General features: G+C 57.7%; 13 protein-coding genes. 8 read left to right on the plus strand and 5 right to left on the minus strand.

The features are described 5' to 3' along the window. Nucleotides 1-85: 85 nt before the first annotated feature. The gene (gene pyrD, locus NV64_RS06930; RefSeq protein WP_101505602.1) at nt 86-1,096 is read right to left on the minus strand and encodes a quinone-dependent dihydroorotate dehydrogenase; all 1,011 of its coding nucleotides are present in this window, start codon (nt 1,094-1,096) and stop codon (nt 86-88) included. Nucleotides 1,097-1,355: 259 nt separating this feature from the next. On the opposite strand from pyrD, the gene ssuE reads away from it, so the two are divergent. The 3 genes from ssuE (at nt 1,356) to NV64_RS06945 (ending at nt 3,561) form a co-directional block, all read left to right on the plus strand. Continuing rightward, nucleotides 1,356-1,904, plus strand: a complete 549-nt coding sequence (ssuE, locus tag NV64_RS06935; RefSeq protein ID WP_056236850.1) for an NADPH-dependent FMN reductase — start codon at nt 1,356-1,358, stop codon at nt 1,902-1,904. Nucleotides 1,905-2,000: 96 nt separating this feature from the next. Beyond that, nucleotides 2,001-3,152, plus strand: a complete 1,152-nt coding sequence (gene ssuD / locus NV64_RS06940; RefSeq protein ID WP_056236852.1) for an FMNH2-dependent alkanesulfonate monooxygenase — start codon at nt 2,001-2,003, stop codon at nt 3,150-3,152. 178 nt (nt 3,153-3,330) lie between these two features. Next, nucleotides 3,331-3,561 carry a hypothetical protein gene (locus NV64_RS06945; RefSeq protein WP_101505603.1) on the plus strand — a complete coding sequence of 77 codons (231 nt, stop codon included), beginning with the start codon at nt 3,331-3,333 and terminating at the stop codon, nt 3,559-3,561. Nucleotides 3,562-3,622: 61 nt separating this feature from the next. On the opposite strand, the gene pepN is transcribed toward NV64_RS06945, so the two are convergent. Beyond that, on the minus strand, nt 3,623-6,241 hold the full coding sequence (gene pepN / locus NV64_RS06950; RefSeq protein ID WP_101505604.1) for an aminopeptidase N: 2,619 nt from the start codon (nt 6,239-6,241) through the stop codon (nt 3,623-3,625). 262 nt (nt 6,242-6,503) lie between these two features. Here pepN and pncB point away from each other — a divergent pair, with 262 nt between their 5' ends. The 5 genes from pncB to NV64_RS06975 all read left to right on the plus strand — a co-directional run bounded on the left by pncB (nt 6,504) and on the right by NV64_RS06975 (nt 12,711). Further along, nucleotides 6,504-7,709 (plus strand): nicotinate phosphoribosyltransferase, encoded by a 1,206-nt coding sequence (gene pncB / locus NV64_RS06955; RefSeq protein ID WP_101505614.1) that lies wholly within the window; start codon nt 6,504-6,506, stop codon nt 7,707-7,709. A 162-nt stretch (nt 7,710-7,871) separates the two neighbouring features. Further along, nucleotides 7,872-9,272, plus strand: a complete 1,401-nt coding sequence (asnS, locus tag NV64_RS06960) for an asparagine--tRNA ligase (RefSeq protein ID WP_056236857.1) — start codon at nt 7,872-7,874, stop codon at nt 9,270-9,272. Nucleotides 9,273-9,570: 298 nt separating this feature from the next. Further along, on the plus strand, nt 9,571-10,674 hold the full coding sequence (ompC, locus tag NV64_RS06965; RefSeq protein WP_056236859.1) for a porin OmpC: 1,104 nt from the start codon (nt 9,571-9,573) through the stop codon (nt 10,672-10,674). A 242-nt stretch (nt 10,675-10,916) separates the two neighbouring features. Continuing rightward, complete coding sequence (locus NV64_RS06970; RefSeq protein WP_101505605.1) at nt 10,917-11,411, plus strand: DUF1640 domain-containing protein; 495 nt, start codon at nt 10,917-10,919, stop codon at nt 11,409-11,411. Between the two features lie 109 nt (nt 11,412-11,520). Continuing rightward, nucleotides 11,521-12,711, plus strand: coding sequence for an amino acid aminotransferase (locus NV64_RS06975; protein WP_056236862.1), 1,191 nt, complete (start codon nt 11,521-11,523; stop codon nt 12,709-12,711). A 109-nt stretch (nt 12,712-12,820) separates the two neighbouring features. On the opposite strand, the gene NV64_RS06980 is transcribed toward NV64_RS06975, so the two are convergent. The 3 genes from NV64_RS06980 to ldtD all read right to left on the minus strand — a co-directional run. Beyond that, nucleotides 12,821-13,450, minus strand: coding sequence for an MBL fold metallo-hydrolase (locus NV64_RS06980; RefSeq protein ID WP_056236864.1), 630 nt, complete (start codon nt 13,448-13,450; stop codon nt 12,821-12,823). A 44-nt stretch (nt 13,451-13,494) separates the two neighbouring features. Continuing rightward, a complete protein-coding gene (locus tag NV64_RS06985; RefSeq protein ID WP_056236865.1) occupies nt 13,495-14,043 on the minus strand; it encodes a YcbK family protein in 549 nt (182 codons plus the stop codon). A gap of 186 nt (nt 14,044-14,229) precedes the next feature. Next, nucleotides 14,230-15,121: L,D-transpeptidase (gene ldtD / locus NV64_RS23925; protein WP_233208939.1), on the minus strand; the 892-nt coding region annotated here is incomplete at its 5' end.

Raw genomic sequence — 15,121 nt, forward strand, 5'->3', positions numbered from 1 at the left:
AAAATGAATAGTTATCGAACAGAACAAAATATAAACGAGCCAGAGGCAAAAATAAAGCCTCTGGCCTGGTTAACGCGGAATGGGCTTAGAGATGGGTCACAATTTCTTTTATCAGCGGCGGGCCCTGGTAAATAAATCCGGAATATATTTGCACCAGCGTCGCCCCAGCGGCGATTTTTTCCCGCGCCGAGACCAGGGAGTCAATACCGCCCACGCCGATAATCGGCAGCCTGCCCTGCAGTTCGGCAGAGAGACGACGGATAATTTCCGTACTGCGTAACTGCACCGGACGACCGCTTAATCCACCCGCTTCATCGGCATATTTTAATCCGGCCACCAGCGAGCGATCGAGGGTGGTATTGGTGGCAATCACTCCGTCTATATTATGCCGCACCAGGCTGTCGGCCACCTGAATCAGCTCTTCTTCCGTCAGGTCCGGGGCAATCTTCACCGCCACCGGCACATATTTATGGTGGATCTGCTGCAGTTCCGCCTGACGGGTTTTGACCACCGACAGCAAATCATCCAGCGCCTCACCATATTGTAAAGAGCGCAGTCCCGGCGTGTTAGGGGAAGAAATATTGATGGCGATATACCCGGCGTAAGGATAAATCTTATCCATGCTGATCAGGTAATCGTCCTTCCCCTGCTCTACCGGGGTATCTTTATTTTTGCCGATATTGATCCCGAGAATACCGTCGAAATGGGCCTTTTTGACATTCTCTACCAGGTGATCGACACCCAGATTATTAAAGCCCATGCGGTTAATAATGCCGCCCGCCTCGACAATACGGAACATGCGCGGCTTATCATTCCCCGGCTGCGGACGCGGGGTAACGGTACCGATTTCAATAAAACCAAAGCCCATCGCGCCGAAGGCATCAATGCATTCGCCGTTTTTGTCGAGGCCAGCCGCCAGGCCCAGCGGGTTCTTAAAGGTCAGCCCCATGCAGCTCACCGGCCGGAAAGGCAGCGACTGACGGATCAGGCCGCGCAGCGGCGTGCCGGAAAGGCGCTTCAGCTGCTGTAAGGTCAGCTCATGCACACGCTCAGGATCGAGCTGAAATAGCGCTTTACGTACGAAGGGGTAGTACATGGTCACTCCTGAGGTCCCGGGATAAAATCGGGGTCGTATTATCCGGGAATCCCCCGGTAAAGGGAAATGACCTGCCGCATAAAAATGCCAAAAAAGCCACAATCTGGCCTGATACCCGCGATGAACGCACTACGTTATCTGATTTAGAGCTTCTCAATGCCGGATAAATCATTTAAGCCCCCCTTCCCGCTCTGTCAGGATAAGACCAACTTTTTTTTGAAACTGTTTAATCAATAACTTTCAGTTATAAGGAGTGGTTATGCGCGTTATTACTCTGGCGGGAAGCCCCCGTTTTCCATCCCGGTCCACCGCCCTGCTCACCGTCTGCCAGCGTGCGCTGGAAGCCCGCGGCGTTGAGGTAATCCCCTGGAACGTGCATAACTTTCACGCCGAAGACCTGCTGTACGCCCGTTTCGACTCGCCGGCGCTGCTGGCGCTGAAGGAGGACCTCGCCAGCGCCGACGGCTTTATCGTCGCTACGCCGGTATATAAAGCCTCATTTGCGGGCGCGCTAAAAACTCTGCTGGATCTGCTGCCGGAGCGCGCGCTGGAGCACAAGGTGGTCCTGCCGCTGGCGACCGGTGGCACCGTCGCCCATCTGCTGGCCGTCGACTATGCGTTGAAACCGGTGCTCAACGCCCTGAAGGCGCAGGAAGTGCTGCACGGCGTGTTTGCCGATGACAGCCAGATCGCCCATTACGACCGCCAGCCAGAACTGACCCCTGGCCTTGCCGCACGGCTGGAAGAGGCGGTCGATACTTTCTGGCATGCGCTGGCACGCCGTCGCCCGCTGGCCACAGCGGTATAACCGGGCCTGTATATCGCCCTCACCCGTTTACCGCCCGGCCGGAATGGCAAACGCATCCGCTACGGCCCAACGCCACACTGATTAAGGAGCACGATCATGAGCCTGTCCGTATTCTGGTTTCTGCCGACGCACGGCGACGGTCATTATCTTGGCACCAACCAGGGTGCCCGCCCGGTGGATTATGCCTATCTGCAGCAGATTGCCCAGGCGACCGACAGGCTCGGTTTTGGTGGCGTATTGATTCCGACCGGCCGCTCCTGCGAGGATGCCTGGCTGGTGGCCGCGTCGCTGATCCCGGTGACCCAGCGCCTGCGTTTTCTGGTGGCGCTGCGCCCCGGCGTCACCTCGCCTACCCAGGCGGCGCGTCAGGCGGCCACGCTCGATCGTCTCTCCAGCGGACGCGCGATCTTTAATCTGGTCACCGGCGGCGATGCGGAAGAGCTGGCCGGCGACGGCGTGTTCCTCGACCACCGCGAACGCTACGCGGAGTCCGCCGAGTTTACCCGCGTCTGGCGACGGGTGATTGAAGGTGAGACCGTTGATTACGAAGGTAGGCATGTTAACGTGCGCGGTGCGCGGCTGATGTTTAAGCCGGTCCAGCAGCCGCGACCGCAGCTGTGGTTTGGTGGTTCGTCTGAGGTGGCGCAGGATCTGGCCGCCGAGCAGGTCGACGTCTATCTGACCTGGGGCGAGCCACCGGCGCAGGTGAAAGAGAAGCTCGCCGGGGTGCAGGCGAAGGCCGCCGCGCAGGGACGCAGGCTGCGTTTTGGCATTCGCCTGCATATTATCGTGCGGGAAACCAATGAAGAGGCCTGGCAGGCGGCAGAACGGCTGATCGCCCACGTGGATGACGACACTATTGCGCAGGCCCAGGCGAAACTGGCGAAAACCGACTCCGTCGGCCAGCAGCGGATGGCGGCGTTGCATGGCGGCAAACGCGACCGGCTGGAGATCAGCCCGAACCTGTGGGCCGGCGTCGGCCTGGTACGCAGTGGTGCCGGCACGGCGCTGGTGGGCGATGGTCCAACCATTGCCGCCCGCATGCAGGAGTATGCCGATCTCGGTATCGAAACCTTTATCCTCTCCGGCTATCCGCATCTGGAAGAGGCGTACCGGGTGGGCGAGCTGCTGTTTCCGCACCTTGACCTGCAGATACCCGAAATTCCCCAGCCGCAACAGGTGCGGGCACACGGCGAACAGGTCGCCCACGATTTTGCGCCGGACAAGATAGCCCGGCATCAGCGGTAGATCGGCAGACAGCGCCCTCCGCGGCAGCACGCAGCTGCTGCAATTTTGGACGATCCACCGAATGCATTGCGCCACAGTTACCCCCATTGTGTTGAGCGGGCACCCTGCTCAACCTGCCAGATTGGTGGCAGGTTCACTTAACCGACATCACTGCCGGAAGAATAATGAGGGATCTGTTATGTACAAGGCCGACAACAAATTTGTCAACGTCAGTCAGAACTATGAACTGGAGGACTGGTTGTACCGCAATCACTTCTCAAAACGAAAAACGAACGTGCAGGCACTGCAGCACATTATTGTGCAGGTGAAGGGCGGCAACACGGCCCATAACCTGAGCTGGGCGGCGCTGGATGAAGCGCTGTTGAAACAACCGGCGCTGTTCATTGAACTGGCGCCGGTTGGAGGTTAGGAACTCAGCGGATGTTGCAGAAGGTGAAATTGCCGGGTCAGCCCGGCAATTTCACCCACGATCAGGCATTCAGCGCTTTGCTGATCTTCTCGAACAGATCCCCGGACAGCTTATCAAGCCCCTGCAACTGCTCCAGCGCCTGACGCATCAGCGCCTGGCGGCCGCTGTCGTAACGCTTCAGGCGAATCAGCGGCTCGATCATCCGCGCCGCCACCTGCGGGTTGCGGGTGTTGAGATCGGTGAGGATCTCCACCAGGAACTGATAACCGCTGCCGTCGGCTGCATGGAATGCCGCCGGGTTGCTGGCGGCAAACGCGCCGATCAGCGAGCGAACCCGGTTTGGGTTGCCGAGGGTGAACGAGCGGTGGTTTAACAACGCACGCACCTGCGTCAGCACATCCTCCCCCGGGCCGGTGGCCTGCAGCATAAACCACTTATCCATCACCAGACCATCCTGATGCCAGCGGTCGTCAAAATCGGCCAGCAGGGCTGTCCGGCACGGCAGCTGCGCGGCTACCGCGGCGGAGAGCGCCGCTACGGTATCGGTCATGTTGTTGGCCGCGTGGTACTGGGCGCTGACCAGCCTGTCGGCCTGCTCCGCATCGCCAAAGGCCAGATAGCTCAGGCAGACGTTTTTCAGCGAACGCTTCGCGATCTCGGCATGTTCCACCCGGTACTCCGTGCTGTGGTTAGCGCGATACACCGCCAGTAGCTCGTCCGCCAGCTCGCCCGCCAGCGTGCGCATCAGCGCCTCGCGGACCGCCGCGATGGCCTGCGGGTCGATGGTGTCAAACAGCTCGGCGATCTCGTTTTCACCCGGCAGCGACAGGATCAGCGCCATCAGCGCCGGATCGCTGTTCTCTTCCAGCAGCACCGCGCGGAAGGCATCTGCCACGTGCAGCGGCAGCGACAGCGGCTGATCCTGCTGCTGGCGCGCGACGTTCAGCTTGATATGGGTTGCCAGCAGGCTCTGGGCCGCATCCCAGCGAGAGAAGTCATTGCGGGCGTGGCGCATCAGGAAGGTCAGCTGCGCATCGCTCCAGTTGTAGTCCAGCTTCACCGGCGCGGAAAATTCGCGCAGCAGCGACGGCACCGGCGGCTGTGGCACCCGGTCAAAGATAAAGGTCTGCACGCTCTCGGTCACGTTAAGCACGTGGTGCACCGGGTGCCCATTGTGCTGCAGTGGAATCACCTTACCCTGCGCGTCGTACAGCTCGATATCCAGCGGAATATGCAGCGGCAGCTTCTCCTGACGGTCGGCGGTCGGCGGCGTGGCCTGGGCCACGTGCAATGTATACTGCTGCAGCTCAGGGCTGTAGTCATCCCGCACCGTCAGCACCGGCGTGCCGGACTGGCTGTACCAGCGGCGGAACTGCGACAGATCGACGTTAGACGCATCCTCCATCGCCTGCACAAAGTCGTCACAGGTGGCCGCGCTGCCGTCATGCCGCTCAAAGTAGAGCTGCATGCCCTTCTGGAAGCTGGCTTCGCCGAGCAGCGTGTGCAGCATGCGGATCACTTCCGATCCCTTCTCATATACCGTCAGCGTATAGAAGTTGTTCATCTCGATCACCTGCTCAGGCCGGATCGGATGCGCCATCGGGCTGGCGTCTTCGGCAAACTGCGCGCCGCGCATCACGCGCACGTTATCGATGCGGTTCACCGGCCGTGAGCCAAGATCGGAGCTGAACTCCTGATCGCGGAACACGGTCAGCCCCTCTTTCAGGCTGAGCTGGAACCAGTCGCGGCAGGTCACGCGGTTGCCGGTCCAGTTGTGGAAATATTCGTGGCCGATCACCGCCTCAATACCGAGATAATCCTTATCGGTAGCGGTGGCGGCCTTCGCCAGAACGTATTTCGAGTTAAAGACGTTGAGGCCTTTATTCTCCATCGCGCCCATATTAAAGAAGTCGACGGCAACGATCATAAAGATGTCGAGGTCGTACTCGAGGCCAAAGCGCTCTTCATCCCATTTCATGCTGTTTTTCAGCGAAGTCATCGCCCAGTCGGCGCGATCGAGGTTGCCGTGGTCGACGAAAATCTCCAGCGCCACCTCGCGGCCGGAACGGGTGGTAAAGCTGTCGCGCAGCACGTCAAAATCACCGGCTACCAGCGCGAACAGGTAGCAGGGTTTAGGGAACGGATCCTGCCACTTCATCCAGTGGCGGCCATCCTCCAGCTGCCCGCCGTCAAGGCGGTTGCCGTTGGAGAGCAGGTACGGGTAACGGGCGCGGTCGGCAATCAGGGTGGTGGTAAAACGTGCCAGCACGTCCGGACGATCGAGATACCAGGTAATATGGCGGAAACCTTCTGCCTCACACTGGGTGCAGAGCGCTTCGCCGGACTGATACAGCCCTTCCAGCGCGGTATTTTTGTCCGGGTGAATATCGTTAACGATGGTCAGGGTGAAAGCATCGGGCAACTGCTCTACGGTCAGTGCGCCCTCCTGCAGGCGGTAGTGCGGCCACGGCTGGTCATTGACGTGCAGCGAGATCAGCGTCAGCTCTTCTGCTCCATCCAGCTGCAGCGCGGCATCAGGGCCGCCGAGCCGTTTGACCTGGCTGACCGCCGTGACCCGGGTGGTGGCTGCATCCAGGATAAAGGTCAGATCGATATCAGTAATGGTAAAATCGGGTGCGCGATAATCATGGCGGTTTTTGGCCTGCGGCAGTTGCGTCATAAGTTCTTCTCACGTCGATAATTAGTTAACCTTTTCAAGTCTATGCCTGTTAGCGTCCGGTTGCCATGTTGAATCACACCGAATGGCGTCAATGTGGCAAATTGACACATTGCGTTAACATGCCTGCAAAATGTGCTCGACCTGGCTGGCCGAATTGTGCTGTGATCGGCTTCACTAAATAAGTAATCAGGTTATACTCCTGCGACTTTTGCTACTTTTTTCCAGGGATAACGCTCTTCGCCAGAGGATGCTGAAACGCACCATGACACGACACGCTTCCCCCATTTTAAAGACGCTTCTCGATACTGACGCCTATAAGCTCCACATGCAGCAGGCGGTGTACCACCGCTATCACGATGTCACCGTGGCCGCTGAATTTCGCTGTCGCGGCGACGACCTGTTAGGCATCTATGCTGATGAGATCAATCAGCAGATTGCCAGCATGGCGTCGCTGGCGTTAACGGAGGACGAACACGCCTATCTCAGCAGCCTGCCGTTCTTTAAGGCGGACTACCTTGACTGGCTGCGCGCGTTTCGTTATGACCCGCAGCAGGTGCGGGTGCGCAACCTGCAGGGGCGGCTGGATATCCGCATCAGCGGTCCGTGGCGTGAAGTGATCATGTGGGAAGTGCCGTTGCTGGCGTTAATCAGTGAGGTGGTACACCGCCACCGTTCACCTGAGGTGACGCCGGCAATGGCGGTAGAGAAGCTGCAGAGCAAGCTGGCGCAGTTTGCCGGGCTGACCGCCGATCTGGATATGTCGCGTTTCCGGCTGATGGATTTCGGCACCCGCCGCCGTTTCTCCCACGACGTGCAGCTGGCCATCGTGACCACCCTGCACCAGAGCTTCCCGTGGCTGGTGGGCTCCAGCAACTATGAAGTTGCCCGCCAGCTGGGCATTGCGCCGGTCGGCACCCAGGCCCACGAGTGGTTCCAGGCGCATCAGCAGATCAGCCCGGTACTGGCCAACAGCCAGCGGGCGGCGCTGCAGGCGTGGCTGGAGGAGTACCCGGATCAGCTGGGGATTGCGCTGACCGACTGTATTACCATGGACGCCTTCCTGCGCGATTTCGGCCGTAACTTTGCCAGCGCCTACCAGGGGCTGCGCCATGACTCCGGCGACCCGTTTGAATGGGGCGAGAAAGCCATCGCCCACTATCAGCAGCTGGGGATTGACCCGCTGACCAAAACGCTGGTTTTCTCCGATAACCTGGATCTCGACAGTGCGGTCGCCCTCTACCGCCATTTCGACCAGCGCGTCAACCTGGTGTTCGGCATTGGCACCCGCCTGACCTGCGATATTCCCCAGGTGAAACCGCTGAATATCGTGATTAAGCTGGTGGAGTGCAACGGCAAACCGGTGGCCAAGCTTTCCGACAGCCCCGGCAAAACCATCTGCGAGGATCAGGCCTTCGTTCACGCCCTGCGTAAAGCCTTTGACCTGCCACGGGTGAAAAAAGCCAGCTGATCGCCACAGCAGGGCCGGCAGCAGCCGTCCCTGCAAGCGTGGCCTGCAAGAAATCTGCCCCGTTCCTCTAATTCCGCTTGTTTCTCCTCGCCTGGCAAGTAACATAGCAACACCCTAAATTCGGGGTAAATTTTCCTTTCAGATTAACAGTGAGAGACTGATATGAGCGTTGTGCCTGTAGCGGATGTACTGCACGGCCGGGTCGCGGTTGACAGCGAAGTCACCGTACGTGGCTGGGTGCGTACCCGAAGAGATTCAAAAGCCGGTATTTCCTTTATCGCCGTTTACGACGGTTCCTGCTTTAATCCCGTTCAGGCCGTCGTCAATAATTCTCTGAATAATTATCAGGAAGACGTGCTGCGCCTGACCACCGGCTGTTCGGTTGAAATCACCGGTAAGATTGTCGAATCTCCAGGCGAAGGCCAGAGCTTTGAAATTCAGGCCACTGCGGTGAAGGTGGTCGGCTGGGTTGACGATCCGGATACCTACCCGATGGCGGCCAAACGCCACAGTATAGAGTACCTGCGTGAAGTGGCGCACCTGCGCCCGCGCACCAACCTGATCGGTGCGGTCGCCCGCGTGCGCCACACGCTGGCCCAGGCACTGCACCGCTTCTTTGATGAGCAGGGATTCTTCTGGGTCTCCACCCCGCTGATTACCGCATCGGATACCGAAGGTGCCGGTGAAATGTTCCGCGTCTCGACGCTGGACCTGGAAAACCTGCCGCGCACGCCGGAAGGTAAGGTCAACTATGATGAAGATTTCTTTGGTAAAGAAGCCTTCCTCACCGTTTCCGGTCAGCTGAACGGCGAAACCTACGCCAGCGCCATCTCTAAGATCTACACCTTTGGCCCGACCTTCCGTGCGGAAAACTCGCACACCAGCCGCCATCTGGCGGAGTTCTGGATGCTGGAGCCGGAAGTGGCCTTCGCCGATCTGGAAGACAACGCCGCACTGGCGGAAGCGATGCTGAAGTACGTGTTTAAAGCGGTGCTTGCCGAGCGTGCCGATGATATGGCCTTCTTCGCCGAGCGCATTGATAAAGACGCGATTGCTCGCCTGGAGCGCTTTGTTACCACCGATTTCGCCCAGGTGGACTACACCGAAGCGGTAGAGATCCTGCTGGCCTCGGGTCAGAACTTTGAAAACCCGGTCTCGTGGGGGATTGACCTCTCCTCCGAGCACGAGCGCTACCTGGCCGAGAAGCACTTTAAAGCGCCGGTGGTGGTGAAAAACTACCCGAAAGACATTAAAGCCTTCTATATGCGCCTCAACGATGACGGCAAGACCGTAGCGGCGATGGACGTTCTGGCCCCGGGCATCGGTGAAATCATCGGTGGTTCGCAGCGTGAAGAGCGCCTGGACGTGCTGGATGCGCGCCTGGCCGAGATGGGTCTGAATAAAGAAGATTACTGGTGGTATCGTGACCTGCGTCGCTACGGCACCGTGCCACATTCTGGTTTCGGTTTAGGTTTCGAACGTTTAATCGCCTATGTCACCGGCGTACAAAATGTAAGAGATGTTATCGCGTTCCCACGCACGCCACGCAGTGCGACCTTCTGATTTCAGCATTAATTATAAGAAATTCATATATATATTAAGGCCAGCTTAGCTGGCCTTTTTTTATTTCTGTAAATTTTGATTTGACTCACAAAGTTCCGTGTTTTTTACATCTTGAAACACATACTTTCTTTCTGCAACAAGAATAGGAGATTAGTAGCATTTTCGGGCTGGCTTAAGTAATCTGTGAGTGGAAAGATGCGTGCAGACACAGGAAGACACCAAACTCTCTTCGTAGTTCTGTAAAGAATTATTGACGGCAGTGGCAGGTGTCCAAAATAACTCCAATGAGGGTAATAAAATGATGAAGCGCAACATTCTTGCAGTAGTTATCCCTGCTCTGTTAGCAGCAGGTGCCGTTAACGCTGCAGAAATCTATAACAAAGATGGCAACAAACTGGACCTGTACGGTAAAGTTGATGCGCGTCACACCTTCTCTGACAACGCTGGCGACGACGGCGATGCTTCTTACGTTCGTTTCGGCTTTAAAGGCGAAACCCAGATTAACGATCAGCTGACCGGTTACGGCCAGTGGGAATACAACGTTCAGGCGAACGTTGCTGAAGCAGAAGGCACCAAGGGTTCTAAAACTCGTGTTGGCTTCGCAGGTCTGAAATTCGGCGATGCCGGTTCATTCGACTACGGCCGTAACTACGGTGTAGGCTACGACCCACTGGCATGGACCGACGTGCTGCCAGTATTCGGCGGTGACTCTGGTTACAACGATAACTTCATGGTTGGCCGCTCTAACGGTCTGGCTACTTACCGTAACAAGAACTTCTTCGGTCTGGTTGACGGCCTGGACTTCGCTCTGCAGTACCAGGGCAAGAACAGCGAAGAAGGCACAGGCCGTGGCGCCGCTCAGGCTAACGGCGACGGCTGGGGCACTTCTGTAACTTACACCTCTCCAGTAGGTGTTGCGGTTACCGGTGCTTACTCTAAGTCTGACCGTACAAACAACCAGAAAAATGAGTTCTTTGCTAACGGCAGCAGCAACGCTGAAGCCTGGTCTACCGCGGTTAAATACGACGCGAACAACGTATACCTGGCAGCCATGTACGGTGAAACCCGTAACTCTACCAACATCTCTGCAGATGTGGGCGGCGTTGAGCTGAACGGCGCAGTGAACAAAGAGCAGAAATTCGAAGCGGTAGCTCAGTACCAGTTCGATTTCGGTCTGCGTCCATCCCTGGCCTACGTTCAGTCTAAAGGCAAGGACATCGAAGGCGTGGGCGACCAGGATCTGTACAAGTACGTTTCCGTGGGCTCTACCTACTACTTCAACAAAAACATGTCCACCTATGTTGATTACAAAATCAACCTGCTGGACGCTAATGACAACACCCGCGCAGCCGGTATCTCTACCGACGACGTAGTTGGCGTTGGCCTGCAGTACCAGTTCTGATTGCTGAATGCGGATGGCTCAGGCCAGCCGCATCATGCATCCCACGGGGCCTTCGGGCCCCGTTTGCGTTTCCGCACTTCCCCTCCTCACTCGCCAGCAATGTAGGTAACTGAAACAGCGTCACTACGGTTGCGAGCCGTTTCTCAACTCCTCGATTAACTTCCAATTCCCCAGCCACAGAGGCTGTACTTATTTTGTTCAGGCGGTACACTCGAATTTCAATCTTTCGCCAGGGAGTAACAATGGATATGTTCATGCAGCGCACAGAGCGACTGGAACAGGATAACGCCCAGCGTACACTGGAGCTTGCCGTGCTCAACGCACGATCGGCAACCTTTGCCACCAAAAGCGACCTCGCCGAACTCCGTACCGAGATGCATCAGGGCTTCAACCAACTGCGCGGGGAGATGCATCAGGAGCACAGCCAGTTGCGCGGTGAGATGCATCAAGAGCACAGCCAGTTGCGCGGTGAGATGCAACAAGGGATGGGAGAAATCCGTAAGGAGGTGGGTGATGTCCGCAAAGAAGTTGGTGATGTCCGCAAAGAATTGGGTGATGTCCGCAAAGAAGTGGGTGATGTCCGCAAAGAAGTGGGTGATCTGCGCAAAGAAGTGGGTGGCATCCACCAACAGGTAGGTGGACTGTATAAGCAGATGACCAGCCAGACCCAATGGGTTATCGGTACCATCATCGGCATCGCCGCACTGTGCATGACCGCCGCTAAGCTGCTGTTTTGATCCTGCGCCGCTTTTGCGTTTTTTTCAGCGCAAACGGTTGGTAATTTCCCCCGGCTGGCGTTAACCTGAGTCCTCTCTTCGCTTTAACCAAGCTTAACGGACTCCGACTATGTTTGAACGTATTGCCGCCGCACCCGCCGACCCGATTCTCGGCTTAGCCGACCTGTTCCGCGCAGATGACCGCACGCATAAAATCAATCTCGGCATCGGCGTGTACAAAGATGAGACCGGCAAAACGCCGGTGCTGACCAGCGTTAAAAAAGCTGAGCAGATCCTGCTGGAAAACGAAACCACCAAAAACTACCTCGGCATCGACGGCATTGCCGACTTCGGCAGCTGCACGCAGGCGTTGCTGTTCGGCGCTGACAGCGCGCTGACCGGCGCGAAGCGCGCGCGTACCGCTCAGACCCCGGGCGGCACCGGCGCGCTGCGCGTGGCGGCAGACTTTATCGCCACCCAGACCCCGGCTAAGCGCGTATGGGTAAGTAACCCAAGCTGGCCAAATCACAAAAATGTGTTTGCCGCTGCCGGTCTGGAAGTGTGTGAATACGACTATTACGACGCTGAAAAACACGCGCTGGATTTCGATGGCCTGCTGAACAGCCTGAACGCCGCCGAGGCAGGCGACGTGGTGCTGTTCCACGGCTGCTGCCATAACCCGACCGGGATCGACCCGACGGCAGAGCAGTGGGCCCAGCTGGCCGCGCTTTCACAGAGCAAAGGCTGGCTGCCGCTGTTTGACTTCGCCTATCAGGGCTTCGCCCGTGGGCTGGAAGAGGATGCCGGCGGCCTGCGACTTTTCGCCGCCGGGCATCAGGAGCTGATCGTCTGCAGCTCATATTCGAAAAATTTCGGCCTGTATAATGAGCGCGTGGGCGCCTTTACGCTGGTCGCCGCCACGGCCGACGTTGCCGACACCGCCTTCAGCCAGGTTAAAGCGACCATTCGCGCCAACTACTCTAACCCGCCGTCACACGGCGCTGCGGTGGTGGCGACCATCCTTGGCAACAGCGACCTGCGCGCCCTGTGGGAGCAGGAGCTGGCCGATATGCGCCAGCGTATTCAGCGTATGCGCCAGCTGTTTGTGAACACGCTGCAGGAGAAAGGCGCACAGGGTGACTTCAGCTTTATCATCAACCAGAACGGCATGTTTTCGTTCAGCGGCCTGACCAAAGAACAGGTTATCCGCCTGCGCGATGAGTTTGCCGTGTATGCCGTCAACTCCGGCCGCGTTAACGTGGCCGGGATGACGCCGGATAATATGGCACCCCTGTGCGAAGCCATCGTCGCCGTGCTGTAACCCGCGGACCGCAGCCCATAAAAAAGCCTGCGTAGCAGCAGGCTTCCCGCAACGAAAAACCCCGCGTAGTACGCGGGGTTCTTTTTTGGCTGACCTGCAGACCGTCAGACTACTGCAAAAATGGATTACTGATGCGCTCACGGCCCAGGGTTGAGATCGGCCCGTGCCCCGGCAGGAAGGTTACGTCATCGCCCAGCGGCAGCAGCTTGTGAATAATCGAAGCGATTAGATCGTCGTGGCTGCCCTGCGGGAAATCAGAACGCCCGACGCCACCGTTAAAGATAACGTCGCCGGAAACCAGCAGACGGCCGGCACGGTCGAAGAACACGATATGGCCCGGCGTATGGCCGGGGCAGAGCAGGATTTCCAGCTCGGTGTTGCCCACCTGCACCGTCTCCCCCTCTTCCAGCCAGCGGTCCGGCGTCAGCGGTGCACAGGGCGCAAAGCCAAACATCTGGCTCTGGGTCGGCAGATTTTCCAGCCAGAACAGGTCGGCCTTATGCGGACCAACGATCGGCAGACCATAGTGGCCGGCCAGTTCGGCGGCGGCACCCACGTGGTCAAGGTGTCCGTGAGTCAGCAGGATCCGGGTCAGCTTAACGCCGAGCGACGCTACCTCCTGCTTAATTTTTTCCGCATCGCCGCCGGGATCGACCAGCGCGGCTTCCCGCGTCTGCGGGCACCAAATCACCGAACAGTTCTGCGAAAAGGCGGTGACCGGGATAATATGATAATCCATAACGCTCCGTTACCGGCGCCCTCGTGGCGCCGGGAATCTCATTCTTACCAGTTCCGTACCGGACCGGTATCAATATGCACAAAGTTACTGCTCGGGTAGTATCCTACACCCCCCGCCTTCATGGCTACGGCGGCTTTGCGAATATTGTTTAATGCAATTCCCTCAATATGAAAATCCATCGCCTGGCCAAGGGTGTGATAGCTGTGTTTTGCCACGCCCCTGCTGTGCGAACGGAGTTCATTGTTGGTATTCAGCGAACGGTAACCGGAGATTAGCTGGACTGGCTTGCGCGTACCGAGCAACGCCTGCAGGCGGAAGAGATGGTCGAACAGCTGGGGGTCGATACTTTTTGTTTTATTGGCCCGGTAGTCGCGGAAAAAGTGATTAAGGCGCGTTAACTCCGACTTATCGTAACTTTTTCCGTTGAAAAATTCAGTCTTTAAGGATTCACCGGTGTTGAGGTTGCTCAGCGTCAGAACCCGCGGGCGCGAAGTAGAGAGTGACGCGAAAGCCTGTCCGGGAAGCAGTGCCATACCCAGTGCTGCGCCACCCAGCGTCAGCAATTTACGGCGATGAGAGTCGAATTTATCCATTAATCTGTATTACCTGGCTAAAGAAGTCGGAATGGTGCATTTTGTACACCGTTCCGAACCATAACCGCGGAGGCGTTTGCCGTCAACCGCCGGCTGCGACAATAGAGATCACGCTCAGGAGAGTGGCCGCTGAACTCGCCCGGAGGCAGCGCGCAGCGGCGGTGGGAACTGCTGATTAATCAACCATTAGAGCAATAACTGACCAGCCCGCGCCAGCACCTGAACGCCGGAGCGCGCGGTTTGATCATAATTGTAAATATCTGTACGGAACTGCGGCTGGCCGTCATCGGCCACCCAGGCGGTCAGATAATAGAGGTTGACCGGTACGCGCTGGCGGATAGAGACAAAGCGCGTGTCCCCCTCTTTCAGCGTGCTGGAAATACGGTTGTCGTTCCAGCCGACGTCGCGCAGCAGCAGGCTGGCCAGATCGGAGGCGCGGTTAACACGCACGCAGCCGGAGCTCAGGGCACGGATATCTTTCTGGAACAGGCCGTGATTAGGCGTGTCGTGCAGATAGATGGCGTCCGAACTCGGCATATTGAACTTATAGCGCCCCAGCGAGTTAGTTGGCCCCGGCGCCTGGCGAATGCGGTACGGGAACGACGACGCCGACACCATGCTCCAGTCAATCATCGACGGATCAATGACCTCTGCTTCACTGCTCCAGCCAGACAACAGCTGGTAGTTGTGCTTGTAGAGGTATGACGGATCCTGTTTCACCTTTGGCACGATATCTTTGCGTATCAGGGTGGTCGGCACGTTCCACGGCGGGTTGAGCACCACGTTGTTCAGCGCGCTGCGCATCAGCGGCGTTTTACGATCCGGCCGGCCGACGATCACCCTTGATGAGAGGATTTCGTTACCGTTGACGTAATAGGCCAGTGAGTAGTTGGGGATGTTGACCATTATACCGTTATGCATATCGTCCGGTAACAGACGCAGACGCTGAATATTCAGCGCCAGCAGCGACACGCGCAGCTGCGGCGAGACGTTCAGCCATTCGCGGGTGCGCGGACCTATCGCACCGTCGGCTTCCAGCCCCTGCCAGCGCTGGAAGCGTTTCAAGCCCTCGACCAGC

The organism is Erwinia sp. B116 (assembly GCF_002865965.1).
GTDB lineage: Bacteria > Pseudomonadota > Gammaproteobacteria > Enterobacterales > Enterobacteriaceae > Erwinia.